The 16,174-nt window shown below is 54.6% G+C and carries 16 protein-coding genes; all 16 read right to left on the bottom strand.

What is annotated here, in order from left to right; translation table 11 throughout:
- Positions 1-2: 2 nt before the first annotated feature.
- Positions 3-920 carry a hypothetical protein gene (locus ABVS15_RS06825; protein ID WP_369282988.1) on the bottom strand — a complete coding sequence of 306 codons (918 nt, stop codon included), beginning with the start codon at positions 918-920 and terminating at the stop codon, positions 3-5.
- The gene (locus tag ABVS15_RS06820; RefSeq protein WP_369282987.1) at positions 917-2,311 is read right to left on the bottom strand and encodes an ATPase, T2SS/T4P/T4SS family; all 1,395 of its coding nucleotides are present in this window, start codon (positions 2,309-2,311) and stop codon (positions 917-919) included. Before ABVS15_RS06820 ends, ABVS15_RS06825 begins: the two co-directional genes overlap by 4 nt.
- A complete protein-coding gene (locus ABVS15_RS06815) occupies positions 2,308-3,042 on the bottom strand; it encodes a cobalamin biosynthesis protein CobQ (protein WP_369282986.1) in 735 nt (244 codons plus the stop codon). The genes ABVS15_RS06820 and ABVS15_RS06815 overlap by 4 nt, the downstream gene beginning before the upstream one ends.
- The gene (gene cpaB, locus ABVS15_RS06810) at positions 3,035-3,742 is read right to left on the bottom strand and encodes a Flp pilus assembly protein CpaB (RefSeq protein WP_369282985.1); all 708 of its coding nucleotides are present in this window, start codon (positions 3,740-3,742) and stop codon (positions 3,035-3,037) included. Before cpaB ends, ABVS15_RS06815 begins: the two co-directional genes overlap by 8 nt.
- Positions 3,743-3,780: 38 nt before the next feature.
- On the bottom strand, positions 3,781-4,077 hold the full coding sequence (locus ABVS15_RS06805) for a DUF4316 domain-containing protein (RefSeq protein WP_369282984.1): 297 nt from the start codon (positions 4,075-4,077) through the stop codon (positions 3,781-3,783).
- Complete coding sequence (locus tag ABVS15_RS06800) at positions 4,074-6,170, bottom strand: DNA topoisomerase 3 (protein WP_369282983.1); 2,097 nt, start codon at positions 6,168-6,170, stop codon at positions 4,074-4,076. Before ABVS15_RS06800 ends, ABVS15_RS06805 begins: the two co-directional genes overlap by 4 nt.
- A 101-nt stretch (positions 6,171-6,271) precedes the next feature.
- Entirely contained in the window at positions 6,272-7,207 is a 936-nt protein-coding gene (locus ABVS15_RS06795) for a DUF4366 domain-containing protein (protein ID WP_369282982.1), read from the bottom strand.
- The gene (locus ABVS15_RS06790) at positions 7,197-7,442 is read right to left on the bottom strand and encodes a DUF4315 family protein (RefSeq protein ID WP_369282981.1); all 246 of its coding nucleotides are present in this window, start codon (positions 7,440-7,442) and stop codon (positions 7,197-7,199) included. The genes ABVS15_RS06795 and ABVS15_RS06790 overlap by 11 nt, the downstream gene beginning before the upstream one ends.
- 26 nt (positions 7,443-7,468) lie before the next feature.
- Positions 7,469-10,069 (bottom strand): CD1108 family mobile element protein, encoded by a 2,601-nt coding sequence (locus tag ABVS15_RS06785; protein ID WP_369283025.1) that lies wholly within the window; start codon positions 10,067-10,069, stop codon positions 7,469-7,471.
- Between the two features lie 91 nt (positions 10,070-10,160).
- A complete protein-coding gene (locus ABVS15_RS06780; protein WP_369282980.1) occupies positions 10,161-10,991 on the bottom strand; it encodes a DUF6674 family protein in 831 nt (276 codons plus the stop codon).
- A gap of 5 nt (positions 10,992-10,996) precedes the next feature.
- Entirely contained in the window at positions 10,997-13,474 is a 2,478-nt protein-coding gene (locus ABVS15_RS06775; RefSeq protein WP_369282979.1) for a VirB4-like conjugal transfer ATPase, CD1110 family, read from the bottom strand.
- Positions 13,362-13,805, bottom strand: coding sequence for a PrgI family protein (locus ABVS15_RS06770; RefSeq protein WP_369282978.1), 444 nt, complete (start codon positions 13,803-13,805; stop codon positions 13,362-13,364). Before ABVS15_RS06770 ends, ABVS15_RS06775 begins: the two co-directional genes overlap by 113 nt.
- A 58-nt stretch (positions 13,806-13,863) precedes the next feature.
- Positions 13,864-14,313 carry a septation protein SpoVG family protein gene (locus tag ABVS15_RS06765; protein WP_369282977.1) on the bottom strand — a complete coding sequence of 150 codons (450 nt, stop codon included), beginning with the start codon at positions 14,311-14,313 and terminating at the stop codon, positions 13,864-13,866.
- Between the two features lie 44 nt (positions 14,314-14,357).
- The gene (locus tag ABVS15_RS06760; RefSeq protein WP_369282976.1) at positions 14,358-15,053 is read right to left on the bottom strand and encodes a hypothetical protein; all 696 of its coding nucleotides are present in this window, start codon (positions 15,051-15,053) and stop codon (positions 14,358-14,360) included.
- 21 nt (positions 15,054-15,074) lie between these two features.
- Positions 15,075-15,938: a VirB6/TrbL-like conjugal transfer protein, CD1112 family gene (locus ABVS15_RS06755; protein WP_369282975.1), complete on the bottom strand. Its 864-nt coding sequence runs from the start codon at positions 15,936-15,938 to the stop codon at positions 15,075-15,077.
- Positions 15,939-15,949: 11 nt separating this feature from the next.
- Positions 15,950-16,165, bottom strand: a complete 216-nt coding sequence (locus tag ABVS15_RS06750; protein ID WP_369282974.1) for a Maff2 family mobile element protein — start codon at positions 16,163-16,165, stop codon at positions 15,950-15,952.
- Positions 16,166-16,174: the final 9 nt, after the last annotated feature.

The raw sequence follows: 16,174 nt of genomic DNA, 5'->3' as shown, positions 1-16,174 counted from the left end.
TCCTATCGGTTGGCGGGTCTTGTGGCCTTCATGACGTAAAAGGCCGTGGCAAGTGCGGTCAGCAGCATCAGAATAATCAGCGTTCTGCCCACCGTCGTGCCGGTCAGCAGGTAAAACCATTCGGCGTTGGCGAAGCGCATCATGGGGATAATGGAGATCATCAGGCCCGCCGTCATAAGATAGTCCCGCCATACCCGCACCATCATCCCGTCGCTTTCCACCTGCATGGACTTTGCGTCGTTCATGGCCTTGATAATGGGAAACAGGGCAAATTTCAGCCGCCTGTCCTGGTGGCATAGAATGAGGGTTTTCACCCATTCGTGGAAATACCGGTTCCGGACTTTTGCCGCAAGGCGGTACAGTCCATGCACCACATCGGGATTGACCAGCCGGATTTCCGTAACAAATTCATCAAAGGGCGTTGTTACCCTCAGATGGGGCGGGACATCCCGGTTCTTTTCCTCCACATACAGCTCCACCGACCGGATAATGTCATCGCAGCCCGCGTAGGCGTTGGTGATGATGGACATGGTATTTTCCAGCCCCTCGATTTCCTCTCTGGCCGCGGCGGAGCTTTTGATCGTCAGATAAAAATAGGGAGCCGGTAAAACGCAGACTGCCATCACGCCTGCCAGCTGCGCGCCGCCAAACAGCAGCAGTCCCGCCAAAAAGCCCCCGGCTGCCGAAGCAAGCACGAGGGCAAGAAATTTGTTTCCCGTACAGCGGGTCTGACGGAACAGCGTGGCAAAATGCAGGCTGAGCCGCTCGGTGACTTTCAGCTTGGCCCCACTGACGGCTGACCGGCGTTTTTTTAAGGGATTTTGGCCTTTCGGAAGAGAGAGCGCCGGACGCAGCAGGAACAGCACGGCAAAACTGAGAAGCAGAAACACGCCGGTCAGCGCAGCCTGAATGGGGTTCATACCGCACCTCCTTCGGAAAAGCGGCGGATTTCTTCTCCCGGAACACCGCCCACCAATAGACGCTGTGCAAGCACCGGAGAGAGATTCCCCACCCTCCGGTGTGTGCCTATCACTTTGATGATTCTGCCGCCCGCGTCCCTTTCGTAATGGTCAACCGCGTATTGAAACAGCGTGTTTCCTGCCACTTCGCCGTTTTGAACACCGGTAGCCTCAAAGATTTCCATGTATTTTCGGGAATTGTCGGGCAGCTGCATTTTAAAGAGCATAATCGGAAAGGCTTCCACAATGTTTTTCAGCAGCCGTTCCTCCGACAAAGCGGTGCCCGCTTCCAGACACATGGTCAGGATACGTTCATAGGCCATCCGCGCGCTGTTGGCATGGAGAGTGCTGACAATGGTGTGTCCGGTGCGCCCGGCCTCCTGTACGGTCAGGGCTTCCTTGCCGCGCATTTCGGCGGGCACCAGGATTTTAGGATGCAGGCGCAGGGAGAGCTTTAATAAATCCAGCATGGTGACGGGGTTCGGCTCCTCCTTGGTCAGCAGGTGGATGACATCGTTTTGCATGATGCCGTTTTCGTCATACTGAGCCAGGGAAAGCTCTCTGGTGTCCTCAATGGTGACAATGCGCTTTTCCGGGGGCACAGTGCTTAAAATGTACCCCATATCGGCGGTCTTGCCGCTGCCGGTGGCTCCCGCAATGGCGACGGAGACGCCGTTGTTGACGCACAGCGTTAAAAAATCCAGCTCGTCGGCGGTGGCGGTATCCCAGCCGATGAGGTTTTTCCGGGTCACATAGGAGGGCTTTTGCTTTCGTATGGAGGCAATGGCTCCCGCGTCCGGGTCAACGCAAGGCTCAATCGCGCCCGACATACGCACCCCCTTGGCGATATAGCTGTCCCCGATGGGCTTGGAGCCGTCTAAGATGACATTTCCAAAGCGGCTCATTTTCCGCACAATGTTGGCGCAGGCTTCCGGGCTGCCGAAGGTCTCCTTTAATAAAATCTTCCGGTCCTTGTACAGCACCCACACGCCCCCGGAGCCGTTGACGTTGATTTCCTCCGTCTCGGCATCCTGCAAGTAGGGGGACAGCATTCCCATTCCGGCCATATCAAAGTAGATAGCGTCTACCAGCTCAGAAATGTTGCCTACGTCCTTCGCTACCAGCTGCTCGCTGTTTAAGTAGCGGATAATCAGGTCTTTTAAGCGTCCCTCGGCTTCCGGGGCATACAGCACCTCGGCCAGCTCCGCCGAATGGTTTTTGGCGATCAGCCGTTGCAGCTTATCCAGGATTTCGCCGTAGTCCTGCGCCTTTACCGCATCGCCCATGTCGGAGCGCCGCTTGTTGGCCCGGTAAATCAGGTCGTTGACGGAAAATTGTTCGTTCCTGCTCATGAGGGTTCACCTCCCATCAGCGTACCGGCCAGCTGATCCAGCGCCCGTCTGTAGCGTCTGCATTCCCGGTCGCGGCAAAGATATAGCGGAGTCCCGGCATTTTCCAGCTCGGCAGCCTGTTTGACATAGGGAAGCTCTGCGGCAAAGGCCAGCTTTGTCATATCCCGGTAGGTCTTTTCATCAAAGCTGCCGTTTGGGGACAGCAGGATATGCGCCTGCTTCTCGGCAAGGTGCAACTCCCGCACAAAAGCGGTAACGCCCGTCTGCCACAGCCTTGCCGCCACAGAGGGCTTATGGAGGGTCAGCACGGTATCCGCCAGCCACAGCCCCACGCCGGAAATGGGATTGGCAAGCTGGGCGCTGCCGTCTACCACCAGCACATCAAAGGTCAGAGCCGCATGGTTTAAAAGCCGCTCCGCCTTTTCCAGCGTAACGCTTTCGCACAGCAGCCCCGTATACCGGGTGGGCACGGACAGGAAAAACAAATTTTTGCTTTCTCCGTTTGGCGTAAACAGCTCCCCCGGATTGGGGTTTTCTTCCCGCAGGGCTTGAAACACCCCTTTTTCCTTGGGAACCGCCTGCCCAAAAAAGGTTTGCAGCTCCCCGTGAATCAGGTTGGAGGACACCAGCCCCACCAGCAGATCACGGTTTGCCAGCGCGCAGGCAAGACTCACCGCAAAGGTGGTTTTGCCGCAGTGTCCACCGCCCCATACCGTCAGGATTTTACTCATGGCTCACACCTCTTTTCTCGAAAATCAGGTGGAGCTTTCCGGTGTACTCCGCCTGAATCAGCGTTTCGGCCTGCTCCTGCGTCACGATTAGGGTCACGGCCTTTGCCACCGGATCGCTGGAAGCGGACTGGCTGTCGTCCTGCTGGGACCGGATTTCAGCAGTGTCCTCGGTCTTGGCGTTTTCCACGCTGTAAACCGTCAGGCCGGTCAGCTCCGGATAGACAATGACCTGGGGCGCGGTGGTCTGCCCGTCCGACGCCTTTTCCATAAAGACGGCCACCGTAACGATATCCTCCGCTAAAAGGTGGGAGGACAGTCCTGCCGCAATGCTTTCGATACTGACGGTAACAAGGCGCTGGCCGTTTTCGTCGATCCGGTCAAGCTGCTCATCGGCAAGATAATTTCCCACCTTCTGCGGGAAAAAGTAATCCCCCTGAACAAGGTCGGTCTGTGCCACCTTGCCCACCAACTGCATCTTATCGGTTATAATTCCCTCCGGCAGGCCGTAGCCGCCCACCTCGGCAGAGGCCAGCATCGGTTCGGTGATGGTCGTACCGGCAGGAATATCCTGCGCCGCCCGCAGCACCGTTACTGTGGCGCTCTTATCCTCGTAAAAGCGCGGCAGGAGAAAAAAAGCAACGCCCGCCGCCAGCAAAAGGCAGAGGGCGCTTAAAAAGATTCGGTTTTTTAGAAATTTCAAATGAAATGTGACCTCCCTTCCTGGGTCGTTTGCAAAGCCTACCGCTCCGGCTGGGGAGCGTATTCCTCCGGTTCGGACTGCTCCATAGCCTGATTTTTGGCTTGGGACAGCCGTTCCAGCACGGACAGCCGTTCCAGCACGGACAGCCGTTCCTCGGGCAGGGATTCCGGGGCAAGCTCCCGCAAATCCTCATAACTCTGGCCGTCCGTCAGGTCAAAACGCGGCTTTTCGTTGTTGATCACGCCGTCGATTTGATTATAATTGCCCTCCAGCGCCATTTCCGCGTTTTTTAAAGGATTGGAACCGCCCGCAGGTTTTCTTATTCGTCCGCTCATTTTCGGCCTCCTTTTTCAAACTCCAGCTTGAAATTGACGTATTTTCCTGTATCCTCCAGCACCACCGTGGCGCGATAGGTCTTTCCGGTTTTTTTACTGTACAACCCGGAAAGGGAAACCCGGCCATTTGTTAGCAGTACAGCGGCAATTTCTCTTGTAAGCTCCTTTTTCGCGGCAACAAAGAACCGGCTGTCCCGCCAGAGTGCAAAGCCGCAGTCTCGGTTTTCGCAATAGAAGCTCTTTTTGCCCTCCCGTACCGCAGCACCGCAGCGGGGGCAGACGCCCACGGGTTCGCCGTGACTTCCCACCGGAGGGGGAAACAGCTTCGCAAACGCGGGATTGGGTACGGCATTGTCCTTCACCAGCCCGGCAGTCAGGGCGGTGATTTCGCTGATAAATTCCGCATCGGAGAGTCCGCTGCGCTCCACCAGCTTTAGCCGGTGTTCCCATTCGGCGGTGAGTGCCGGGGATTTTAAGACCTCCGGCAGGACGGTAATCAGGTTGACGCCCTTGGTTGCAGGCAGAAGCTGCTTGTTTTTTCGTTCCGCAAGGCCGGTTTTCACCAGCTTTTCTAAAATCCCGGCGCGGGTGGCGGGCGTTCCTAAGCCCTTGCGCTCCGCATTTTCGGGCATATCCTCGGAACCGGCTGTTTCCATGGCCTTTAAAAGAGTATCCTCGGTATAATGCTTGGGCGGTGCGGTAAAGCCTTCCTTTACCGTTGCCCGGACAGTCTCAAAGCGCTGCCCCTCGGACAGCTCCGGCAGAGCAGCCGGTTCGCCCTTTTCCTCCGGCTTATTTTTCAGCGCAGACCGGTATGCGGCGTCAATGGCTTTCCAGCCGCCGTACAGAACGGTTTTTCCCTTTGCTTCAAAGGAATGCCCCGCACAGTCCACTGTAACCACGGTTTCTGCATAGCGGTTACGCTCCGCCACGGCGCAGAGCAGCCGGACGGAAACCAGGAACAAAATGTCCCGTTCCCCGGAGGGCAGAGCCGCAAGGTCGGTGTTTCGGATTTCCATGGTGGGAAGAATGGCGTGGTGGTCGCTTACCTTGCTGTTATCCGTGACCACCCCTGCGTCGCAGGTGATCCCGACTTTTCCGCGAATCCCCGGCACCACAAGCGCCGCCTGATTCACCAGAACCGGAAGCCCCTGTGCCACATCCTCCGTCAGAAACCGGCTGTCGGTGCGGGGGTAGGTTGCCAGCTTCTTTTCATACAGGCTCTGTAAATAGTCCAGGGTCTGCTGCGCCGTAAAGCCGAACAGCCGGTTTGCCTCCCGCTGGAGGGTGGTAAGGTCGTAGAGCTTGGGCGGGGCAGTTTCTTTTTCCTGCCGCTGCACCGATGTCACTGCGGCGGACTTGCCATCGCAGGCGGAGCGGATTCTGTCGGCCTCCGAACGGTTCTGCTGTCTTTGACCGGAAACCGTAAAAGTGCCGCAGTCCAGCTCCGGCGTGTAAAAGGGTGTTTTCACAAAGGCGGAAATTTCCCCTTCGCGCTGTACCAAAAGGGCCAGCGTGGGGGTCATGACGCGCCCGACATTCAGTGTCTGCCGGTACAGCACCGAAAACAGTCTTGTGGCATTGATGCCCACCAGCCAGTCTGCCTTGGAGCGGCACAGGGCGGCCTGATGAAGTCCGTCGTAGGAAGCACCCGGTTTCAGCTCATCAAAGCCTCTGCGGATGGCGGTATCCTCCATGGAGGAAATCCAGAGCCGTTTCATGGGTTTGGTGCAGCCCGCCAGCTGATAGACGGTGCGAAAAATCAGTTCCCCTTCACGCCCGGCATCGCAGGCATTGACGACCTCCGTTACATCCTCCCGGCACAGCAGGCCGCGCAGTATGTCAAACTGCTTTCGTTTGTCCTTTCCCACGGTAAACTGCCACTGCTCCGGTAAAATGGGCAAGTCCTGATAGCGCCATTTATCATATTTGGCATCATAGGCATCGGGCCGGGCAAACTCCGCAAGATGTCCGGCACACCAGGACACCAGATAACCGCTGCCCTCCAAGTAGCCGTTATGACGCTCTGTCGCGCTAAGGACGGCCGCAATGGCCTGCCCGACGCTGCTTTTTTCTGCGATAATCAGTTTCAAGAATGATTCCCTCCGTTTCTTTGTATAACAAAAGCGTCGGTGATCTGCATAAGAAGCAGACCACCGGCACGTTATCGTTTTATTGGGCCAAGATAGGGTTGTTACAGTTCTTCTTCCTCTTCCAGAAGTCCGTCCGGTTCAGTAAATTCATCTTCCGGTGACAGAAAATCATCCGGCGTATCCTCAGAATCGGGAATCGCCGGCTCAAGGTCATATTCTTCTTCGTCTTCTTCCTCGTATTCGGGTTCCTCCGCATCCGCCGCCTGATGCTTCGGCTTGTATATCTTGAAGTAATAGCCTGCACCACCGGCAATCACCGCGGCCAGCAGTACAAAAATCAGTGTGGAATCGCCGCCCTGTTCCGACTTGACGGGAGTATCCTCCGGCTCGGACGAGGCATCCGGCTGCGGGGAAGGCTCCTGTGCAGGAATGGCGCTTTCTTCTTTATTGCCTGCCTCCTCTTTGGCAAGGGAAAGCAGATCATCCTCGGTAACGGCATTCAGAAAGTAGACATTCCCATCCTCTCGTGCGCGGTCGATAATGAGGTAAAAAATGTTCTCATCCGGCGTGGTGATGGTAAAAAACTCCTTGCCCTCCTCATCTGTGACGTTATCCAGCACCGTACCGGAACCGTCCGGTGTGAATGCACTGCTTTGCTCCGGTACGGCAGATTGGTCTGTCTCGTCGTTTGTCAGGGAAGCCTTGTAATAGGGGTTTTCCACCTGCACCGTACCGGACTGGTTGCCTGCATAATCCACGGCATAGACGGAAACATACGAACCGGCTCCGGCATAGTTCCATAGGTCCAGGGTAAGCGGCTCCCCGGCAGGGTAGGCACTTTCCTGTCCGTCGATGAAAACAGAGGCTACACCGGAATCCTCGTCCTTGGCTTCCATTATCAGCATTTTTTCCGATACTCTGGCGCTGATGGTGGGAGCGCTGCTGTCTGCCGGGCTGGACGCATAGGCTGTCACCGGCAGAAAAAATGCGCTCACAAAAAGCAGGAGCGCAAGAAATGTCCATCGGCTATTCTTCATGGTCGGCCTCCTTTTCGGCGGTGCGGACAGCAGCGGCTCCTTTTAAGCCCCTTGCGCCGATAAACTGCGCAAATTCCTCCTCCGTCATTTTCTCCTTGCGGAAGATCGCCACAATCTCGGCATTTTCCAGCTCCGTTTTCTGACGCTCCAGCTCCCTGAGCTTTGTCTGAAAATCTGCGATCTTATCCTTGGTTTTCGTGATTTCTTCCATTACTTTTAACAGTTTGGGGTTCATGGATCAAAATTCCTCCTTTTCTCGTTTTATGGCAGCCTGCTAAAGGCATAAAAGTGTTCCTGCCAGTACCGCGTATTGATAGTGGCATACTGCACCGGATTACCTGCATGAATCATACTTCCATTGCCCAGATAGATACCGACATGGCTGCAAGCGCTCGGGGTGGAGTAGGTTCCGGTGAAGAAAATTAAGTCTCCGGGTTTTGCCTCGTCTCTGGAGACCGGGGTACACAGATTGTAAAGTCCCTGGGCAGTGGTACGTCCCACACTGGCTGTTCCTGACCGGTTCAAGGCATAGCAGACAAAGCCGGAACAGTCAAAGGTATCCGGGCCGGAGGCTCCAAACACATAGGGCTTGCCCAGGTGCTTCTGTGCTTCCTCAAGCAGGGCGGCAAAGCTGCCATCCCCCAGGGGCTCTCCGGCGTAATCCGGGATCAGCGGCTCGGAAATGCCCTCCCCCGGACTTTCCGCAAAGAACAGCGGATTGAGATAGTTCCCGTCCTTGATGACCTCCAGATGCAGGTGCGGCCCCGTGGAGGTGCCGGTGTTGCCGGATTTTGCAATGACCTCGCCCTTTTTGACCTGTTGGCCTATTCCGGCCAGCAGGGTATCGCAATGGGCGTACTTGGAAATCAGACCGTCCTTGCCCTCCACCACGAGATACCAGCCGTAACCATCCCCGTCAAAGGCCGCCTGTGTTACTGTCCCGTCCTGTCCGGACAAAATATCCGTGCCGGTGGGAATCGCAATATCAATCCCTTTATGATAATTTTTTTCTCCGCTTACCGGATGGACGCGCCAGCCGTAGTAGCTGGTCACAAGAGATATCCAGTCAAACTCAAAGGGGCTGGCGATGTACTGGCGGTTGCCTTTTGTCTGCATGTACAGGTCGTACATTTCCCGTTCTTCCGCGTCAAGCTCCGGTGTAATGATTTCTGTAAAAGATCGGGAAGTGAGATTGATGTTGAGAATATACCACTCATAGGGCACTTCTTCCTCGGATTCCTCGCCGGTTATCGGATCGGTGCTGGTCTCGGTGCGGTAGCGGATTTCTACTTCCTCCACAAATTCCAGCGTATACTGTGCTTCAAAAATCCGGCGCAGCTGTGACTGGACAGCGGAAAACTGAAAATCCTGATAAGCGGCGGACAGATAGGCCATAAGTTCAAAGGGATTGTGGCTGATATTGTCCACCTGATAGCGGTACTCATCATATCCGGGGTGGTCGTCCTCGGCATGGTTGATCTGTAGCTGTAAATCCGTTTCCCACTGCGTATAGGCAAGCTCCGCCTCGTCAATGTCCGTATCGTCTGCGGTATAGCTGGAGAGAACAACAGAGGACAGACCGCCCAGCGCCATGTTGGTGCAGGAGGTAAGGAGCGCGGAAAAGGAAAACATCAATAGAAGTGCCAGTGCCAGAAAGCCGACCGCCATGGGGTGACTGCGCACCAAGCTAGCAGCTGCCCGAAATACCTTGCTGCCTGCGGCCCCTATCGCTTTGAGCCGGTTGGTCAAGCGCGCGGATTCCCTTAGCGTTTTCGCGTACTGGCGCTTGATTTTCTGCTTCTGAAGAAAACGGGACAGCGGATTGCTCGCAAGTCTGGGATTTTCCCGCAGCAGGGTCTGATAGGCAAGCTCGGCATTGTGTTTGGACGAAAGCCGTCTTAGCTTTGCCACATGGCGGTATGGTGCGGTTTTATGGAACCGGTATACGCTTCGGGCGCTATGCTCCGACAGCAGCATCCCCTTGTGGACTGCCTCCGTTTCCACATTTTCCTGCTCGGTCTGACGGAGCTTCCCATGGAGAGTGCCCCGGGCGAAATCCCTTCCGCTTCCGGCCATGCGCAGGGGAAGTGCCCCCTGCATATGCTCCCGGCAGGACTTTATTTCCGGCTCAAAGCCCAGCTTTCCGGCACGTTTTTTCTTCTTTTGAGGGAGCTTTTGCCGTGCCTGTTCCAGCCGTTTGGCAGTCTGTTCTGCTTTTTCTCGGGCATTGACTAACTTCTTTCCGGGCGGAGCCTGTTCCTCTGTGGCAAATTCCAGCCTGCCCGGTGAAGCGGTCTGACCTTGGGGCGATGCGCCGTGGGATGGCAAGGCGTGTTCCGCCTGAGAATGGCTTTCCTGATAGAATTTTTGATAGTAGGCAGTTTTTTTCTGCTTTCCGGCTGACGGCGCTTGGGGCTGTTCAGGAGAATATGGATTGTTTGTATATCCGTCCGCAGTTTCCGGGTGATCAGCGTTACCCAACGGGATGGACTTGCCGCGCCGCCCATGTCCGGAACGCAGGGTATGGGTAAGCCCGGAAACTGCGGCATTGGGCGCGGAGCTTTTGGCTGACAGCGGTTCTTCGGTATGTTCCGGTATTTCAGCGCTGTTACTGCCGGGGACAATCTGTACCGGGGACAGATGAGAAACCACCGGAATGTCCGACTGCGTGGCTTCTTTTTGCGCAATGCCCTGCTGTGGAATCGCCCGGCGCTGTTTATGGGGTTTATCCGATGTACTGGGTGGTGGCTGCGCCCGTTCCGGGGCATTGCCGGACCACAGGCGAAAATCCGCGTCCCGTTTGCTGACACGGATTTCCTGACCGGTGACGGCATTGACCTCCACCAGCCCGTCACGGGTCATTTTATGATGGATTTTATCCTTGGACTGATAGTTCTTTTTTCGTGACAAGTGTCATTCTCACCTCCTTGGGCGGCAGGCGGCATCGTCAACATTACAGACTGGCCTCCTGTTTTTTCTGCTGGGAAACCGGCGTTTTTTTCGGGGTTTGCGCCGCCTGTGCTTTTAAGTCCTGCAAATTCCGCAGGACCGACGGCTTTTTTTCAGGAGTTTTATCAGTTTTATCGGTTCCTTGGCGCTGGGCGCGCTGTTCCAGCTTATCCAGACTGCGCAGTGCCGCCACTGCCTGACGCCTAATGGTGTCGGAAAGACTGCGATCCACCCGGTAAGGTGCCTGCATGGCTTTTGCAAGTCTGCCCATGGGCTTTGCTTCCTGTACTGTTTCCTTTCCGAGTGCCGCCCGGCCAATATTTTTCACATGCTTTCCGGCTTCGTGGTATTCGGTGCTGATATTTGCAATCTTCTTCAGGGACTGCTCGTCAAACTGAATATTCCTGTCCATGCCGTCGCGGATTGCCTGCAAGCCCTGCCGGATATGCAGAAAGGAAGCAAGGCCGTTCAGTGCCGTGACGCCTTTTTCCCGGAAAGCGGCCACGGCGTTCTTGCAGCCTAAGATGATATCCGCTTTTACTGACTCCAGCCGTTCCCGTGTATCCGCAATTTTCTCTTCCAGCGCGTGAATCGCTTTTTGCAGAGCCTTCCGCACGGGATGGGACTGCTGCTCCCGCAGCTCCGACAGCTCCCGGCGCATGGAGGACAGTTCGCTCACCGCCGTATCCAGCTGGCGTTCCATGGCACCCACATAGCCGATGACATTCATAAAATCCTGATTGCTGACACGGTTTTCTTTTAAAAGAGCCAACAGCTCTTTGACATGCTCATTTTCCAGAAGCGTTGTGTTCTGGAGCGTTGCCGTATTGCTCATAGCCGTTATCCCTCCTTATCCATGTTTAACTTTTCATTTGGCTTCGTGGTCAGAAGTGAATACAGCTCCGTATCCTTGGGGAAGCGGTCGATGAAGGGAATAATGGTATTGCCATAAAACAGCAGTCCTTCCCCGGCTCCGGAGTGGGTCACATAGGACAGCTGGTGGCTTGAAATACCCAGCTGCTTTGCAAGTATCTGGCGGTCGCCGCCTGCCTGGTTGAGCATATAGATAAAGTCCGAATTTTCAAAAATATTTTCTATTTCTCTGCTGGCAAGCAGGTCTTTTACGTTCTGCGTGAGGGCTGACGGGATGCCGCCCCACTTACGGAAACGCTTCCAGATTTCCACCGAATAGGCCGCAGTCTGTTCTTCCTTCAAAAGGAGATGGAACTCATCCTGGTAGAACCAAGTGGTGCGATGGGCGGCACGGTTGGCTGTGACGCGCCCCCATACCTGATCCTGCAAAATGAGCATCCCCAGCTTTTTCAGCTGCTTGCCCAGCTCCTTGATGTCGTAGCAGACCAGTCGGTTGGTGATATCCACGTTGGTGCGGTGGTTGAATACGTTGAGGGAGCCGGTCACATAGATTTCCAAGGCCGTGGCAAGACGCTGGGCTTCGGATTCCGTCTGCTTCCGAAGCAGGTCGTACAAATCCTGTAGGATCGGCATTCTCTCCGAGGACGGATTGGCCAGGTATTCCCGGTAGACCAGACGGACACAGCGGTCAATGATGGTTTTCTCCACTGGCTGCAAACCCTCCTTGCCGCCCACGATCAGCTCACACAGGCTGAGAATAAAATCCGATTTTAGGGTCAGCGGATCTTCGTCGTCGGAATAGTCCGGGTTGATGTCCATGGGATTGATATATTGGGTGGATGCCGGAGAGAGCTTGATCACCTGTCCGCCCAGCCTGACAACGAGGGGAAAATATTCTGCCTCGGGATCGGATATGATGATGTCGTCCCCGGTCAGAAGGAACACATTGACGATTTCCCGCTTGGCGGCAAAAGATTTGCCAGAGCCGGGCGTCCCCAAAAACAGGCCGTTGGGATTTTTTAAATTCTTGCGGCTGGCCAGAATCAGGTTGTTGGAAAGTGCGTTCAGCCCATAGTAGAGGGCTTCTCCCCGCTGGAACAGCTCCTGGGTGGTAAAGGGAACGAAAATCGCCACCGATGAGGTGGTCAGTCCCCGCTGGATTTCCACATGGTTTTTTCCCAGCGGAAGGCTGCTCATCAGTCCCTGCTCCTGCTGGTAATCCAGACGCTTTAGGGCACAGTTGTATTTCTGCGCAACCCCCGCCGCCTGAAAGATGTCATTTTCCAGCGTCTGCTTCCGGTCCGCCATATTCAAAACCAGAACGGTGACAAGGAACATACGCTCATTGCGGCTCTGCAAGTCCTCCAGCAGTGTCTTGGCCTCGTTGCCGTAGGTGGCAAGGTCGGTGGGGATGATATCCATGTCATAGCCGCTGCGCACGGCTTTTTTCTGCTCTTCAATTTTCATCTTCTCCAGGTCGGAGAGCTTGCGCTTGATGGTCTTGATGGCTTCCGACTGGTCAATGCTTTGAATATGCAGGTTGACGGTGATTGCGGTATCCAGCTCCAGAAAGTCCGCCAGCAGGCGGTCGGTCAGCTCCGGGGCCAGTATCTGGAGAAAGCTCACGGCTCCGTAATGCTCCCCCATACGGAAGGTCTTGCCCTCTTTAAAGGTAAAGCTGGTGGGTGCAATAAAATCCTTGGTGGAAAGTCCGGTTTTCGGAATATCCTTCCATGAAAACCGCAGCTTTTCCTGACCGTCCGGGTGAAACTGTCCGTGCAGGATTTCCAGCCGTTCCAGTCCGGTGAGGGGGTGCGCTTTGACGCCCATGGTCTTGAAGTTGGAAAGAATATCCGCCTCCACCCGTTCCATACGGGGCTTGGCGGCTTTCAGGCTGTCCGCCTCAATGCCAAAGGTGATGTACTTGGCCTTGACTAAGCCGTTATTGCCCTTGGCAAGCTGATTTTTCAGCATATCGGAGTATTCGTGCCGGATGGAATTGTACACATCGTCCCGATCGGGAATATCAATGGAATGCTGAAATTCCTCTACATTGCCGCGCTGATTGATAAAGGAGAGCTGGACGCTGACTGAGGAATCAAAATAGTTGAGAAAATCACAGTAGCTTTCAAATATCTGTGTTTTATCTTCGTTCTGTGCCAGCTGGTAGGTGATATCCTCAAAAACTATGGTCTTGGTGTACAGCCGGTCCGTCACGCGGCAGATGCCGTCCTTGTACATCGCCTTGTAGGGAATGGACTGCTGGGCACAGTCCGGTGCATCGGCGCGTCCGAAGCATTTTTTTCGGATGGATGCGGCAAAGCCGCCCGGATTAGCGGACGGCTTTGCCGCGGGCTTTTTTGTTGTGTTGGTTTTTGGCTTCTGATGGCTTTTTTGCGGCGGCTGCTTTGGGTGCCGCGTCTGTTTTCTGGTTTTGGCAGGCAAGTTCTTTTCCCTCCTTTTCGATGATAGCATACAGGTTTTTTGTCCGGTAAGGCCGTCCTCCCGGCCAGTGACGGGTGCGCAGCATATTGCGCAGGATTTTTTCGGCGGGCTGCCCGTCCTTTTCATACATGGCAAGAAAGAACAGGGGCAGCATCAGGCCGATCATTAAAAGCATCGCCCCCTCACCCCCCAGCGTTTCCCGGCTGAGAAGATAGGATGGAACGCCGATGGCACCAGCCACGCTAAAGCAGATCAGCTGCCGCTTGGTAAGGTTTAGGGCAACCTTGGTCTTGACCTTGGAAAGGTCTTTGGGTACAGGCACAAAGGGCATTGGGCGGTTTCACCTCGATTCTGTTTATAATTTTTTTCATTTTACTGCGGCGGGGCGGCTAAATGACCGCATCCACGCGCTTCTGCGCGTCCAGCTTGGGTGCGGAAGCGGCCTTGGCCGCCGCCTTTTTCGTGCCCTCACGGAGTTGATCCTTAATGGAGGGTTTTCCGGCAAATTCCCGCTGGGCCTCGCCCATATTCTGGAGCTTTTCTACCGCGTGGCTGTAAGCGTCAGCAATGGCGGCGGTAATTTGCTGCCGGAATTCGCCCGTGGTAGGCAGGCAGATATCGCGGTAGCCGCCTCTGCCGTCCTCCTTGGCCGGGTTATCGAAATAGATGCCGTTCTTGCCGGACTTCACCGGAATGTCATTCACGGCGAAGCAATCGGCAATCTTAATACTGGCAAACGCGATCAGGTTGTTTTTGGGAGTAACGGGGCGCACACGAGCCTCTACCTTAATTTGAGAAACAGCGGTATCGGTCGTGGGTGCAGTTGACTGATTACTCATGGGCTTCCTTCCTTTCCTTATATAGAATAGATGGTGCGGCGCAGCTAACGCGCCTCGTTCTTTGCCGGGCCGGAGTGTACTGGTTTATCCCGATCTTCCGAAATACGGGATACCTGTTTTGCCTCTTTGAGCTGCTCTAAAATGGATTGCTTCTGCTCCGGCATAGAGGCGGGAACATCTTTCACAAAGTCGGCTTTGTATTCTTCCACACGGGCGGCGTAGTCTGCAATAGCGGACGGTTCCTTCGTAAAATAGTGCCCCCAATAATATTCGCGGTTCCCACTATCCTCGGTAAACTGCCAGGTGACAAAGGGCTGAACCGCTTTGGGATTTGCCGCCAGCGCAAAGCCCCGGTTGGTGCTGAACACGGTGGATTCCCGAATTTCATAGCAGTGTATCATTTCTGCCGGGTTCTCCTCCGGCACAAGCGGATAATTCTGCAATGCGTCCTTTTTCTCGAATACCTCATCCAAGGCAAAGGACATATCCGAGATATCCTCGCAGCGCCGCTCCCATGCGTCCGCCACGACCTCCAGCGGGTTCTCAAACCGCAGAAGGTAGGCGGTCTCGCCCGGTTCAAATTCATGGACATTGGTCAGGTAATAGTGGGTGTCCATAACCATATGGATACGCTGCGCCATATCCATGATCGTTTCCTTGTCGCAGCACTGTACGGAAGCCTTAAATTCCGCAAGGTTTTTGTCCAGCCGGTCATAGAGCCAGTCGTTCCAATTTTCCATATTGGCGATCTCCTTTCGTCATCAATGCGCACTGAACACACTTTTGCTTAGGCTGCCTGTCTTGAACAGGGAGAAGCAGAGCAGCACCGTATAGCCCAAAACGCCCCATATGGCCGTATGAATGTTGTCTGAAAACACCGTGCTGTTTAAAAGCACCGAGTAAATGGCAATGCAGACCATAATGAGAAAGCCCTGAAATGCGACGGCAAACAGGGATTTTAAATAATTCTGGCCGATGGAGCCCCATTCCCGGTTGACCATGGTTGCAAAGGGAATAGCTGCCACCGAAGTGGTGAGATAGATTTCCAGCATACGGCCATATACGATCAGGAAAATGCAGACCGACAATGCTTTCATGCACAGGCTGAGGATGGCCGATTCCATGTACAGCCCCATCAGTGCGTACCATTCCATGGATTCCAGCTGCGCTTGCAGTCCGTCCATGGCCAGATTGATATTGAGACTGCCGGAGATAATCCCCGCGCTGCCATTTACGGCGCGCTGGGCAAGGTCGAACACACCCATGACAATATCAAAGGTGTGGGTAAGGATATAGGTCGCGGCAAAGGTCTTGAAGATCCACTTAAAAAAAATCCAGGTGTCAAAATCGTGCATGTTGTTCTTTTCGATAATCAGCTGGATCAGCTCATAGCACAGCACGAAGGTCAGTATCATTCCGGCAATGGGAAGAATTACCGTGTCTGAAAGAGACTTAATCATGGAGAAAACACCGGAGTTAAATGCCTCCGGTGTTTGCCCCACCTGGCCTGCAATTTCACCGGCTTTGGCGTTCACTTCCTCGAACATACCCTGAAAGTTGCCGGTGATGCCGCCGATTAAAGCCTCCTTAAACCATTCGCCTATTTTGTCAAGAAGGCTGTTCATAGGCGGCCCCCTTAACTGAACAGACCGGACAGCATGGGAATCAGCTTAATGCCGATCAGCACAACACCGCCGCCTGCCATGAGCTGTTTCATGCCTTGCGATTTCGCACCCGGGTTATCGTTTCCATAACCTTCCAGAAGATTGATGACACCCCACACAGCAAGACCTGCTCCAAGGGCGATGACAAGGACTTTTAATACGTTAATGGCTTCTGTGAAAAATTCCATAGATTGTTT

This window comes from Oscillibacter sp. GMB15532 (genome assembly GCF_041020825.1).
Taxonomy (GTDB): domain Bacteria; phylum Bacillota; class Clostridia; order Oscillospirales; family Oscillospiraceae; genus Oscillibacter.
Note: the sequence above shows the minus strand (reverse complement) of the source record. Positions and strands in the feature narration are given on the sequence as shown.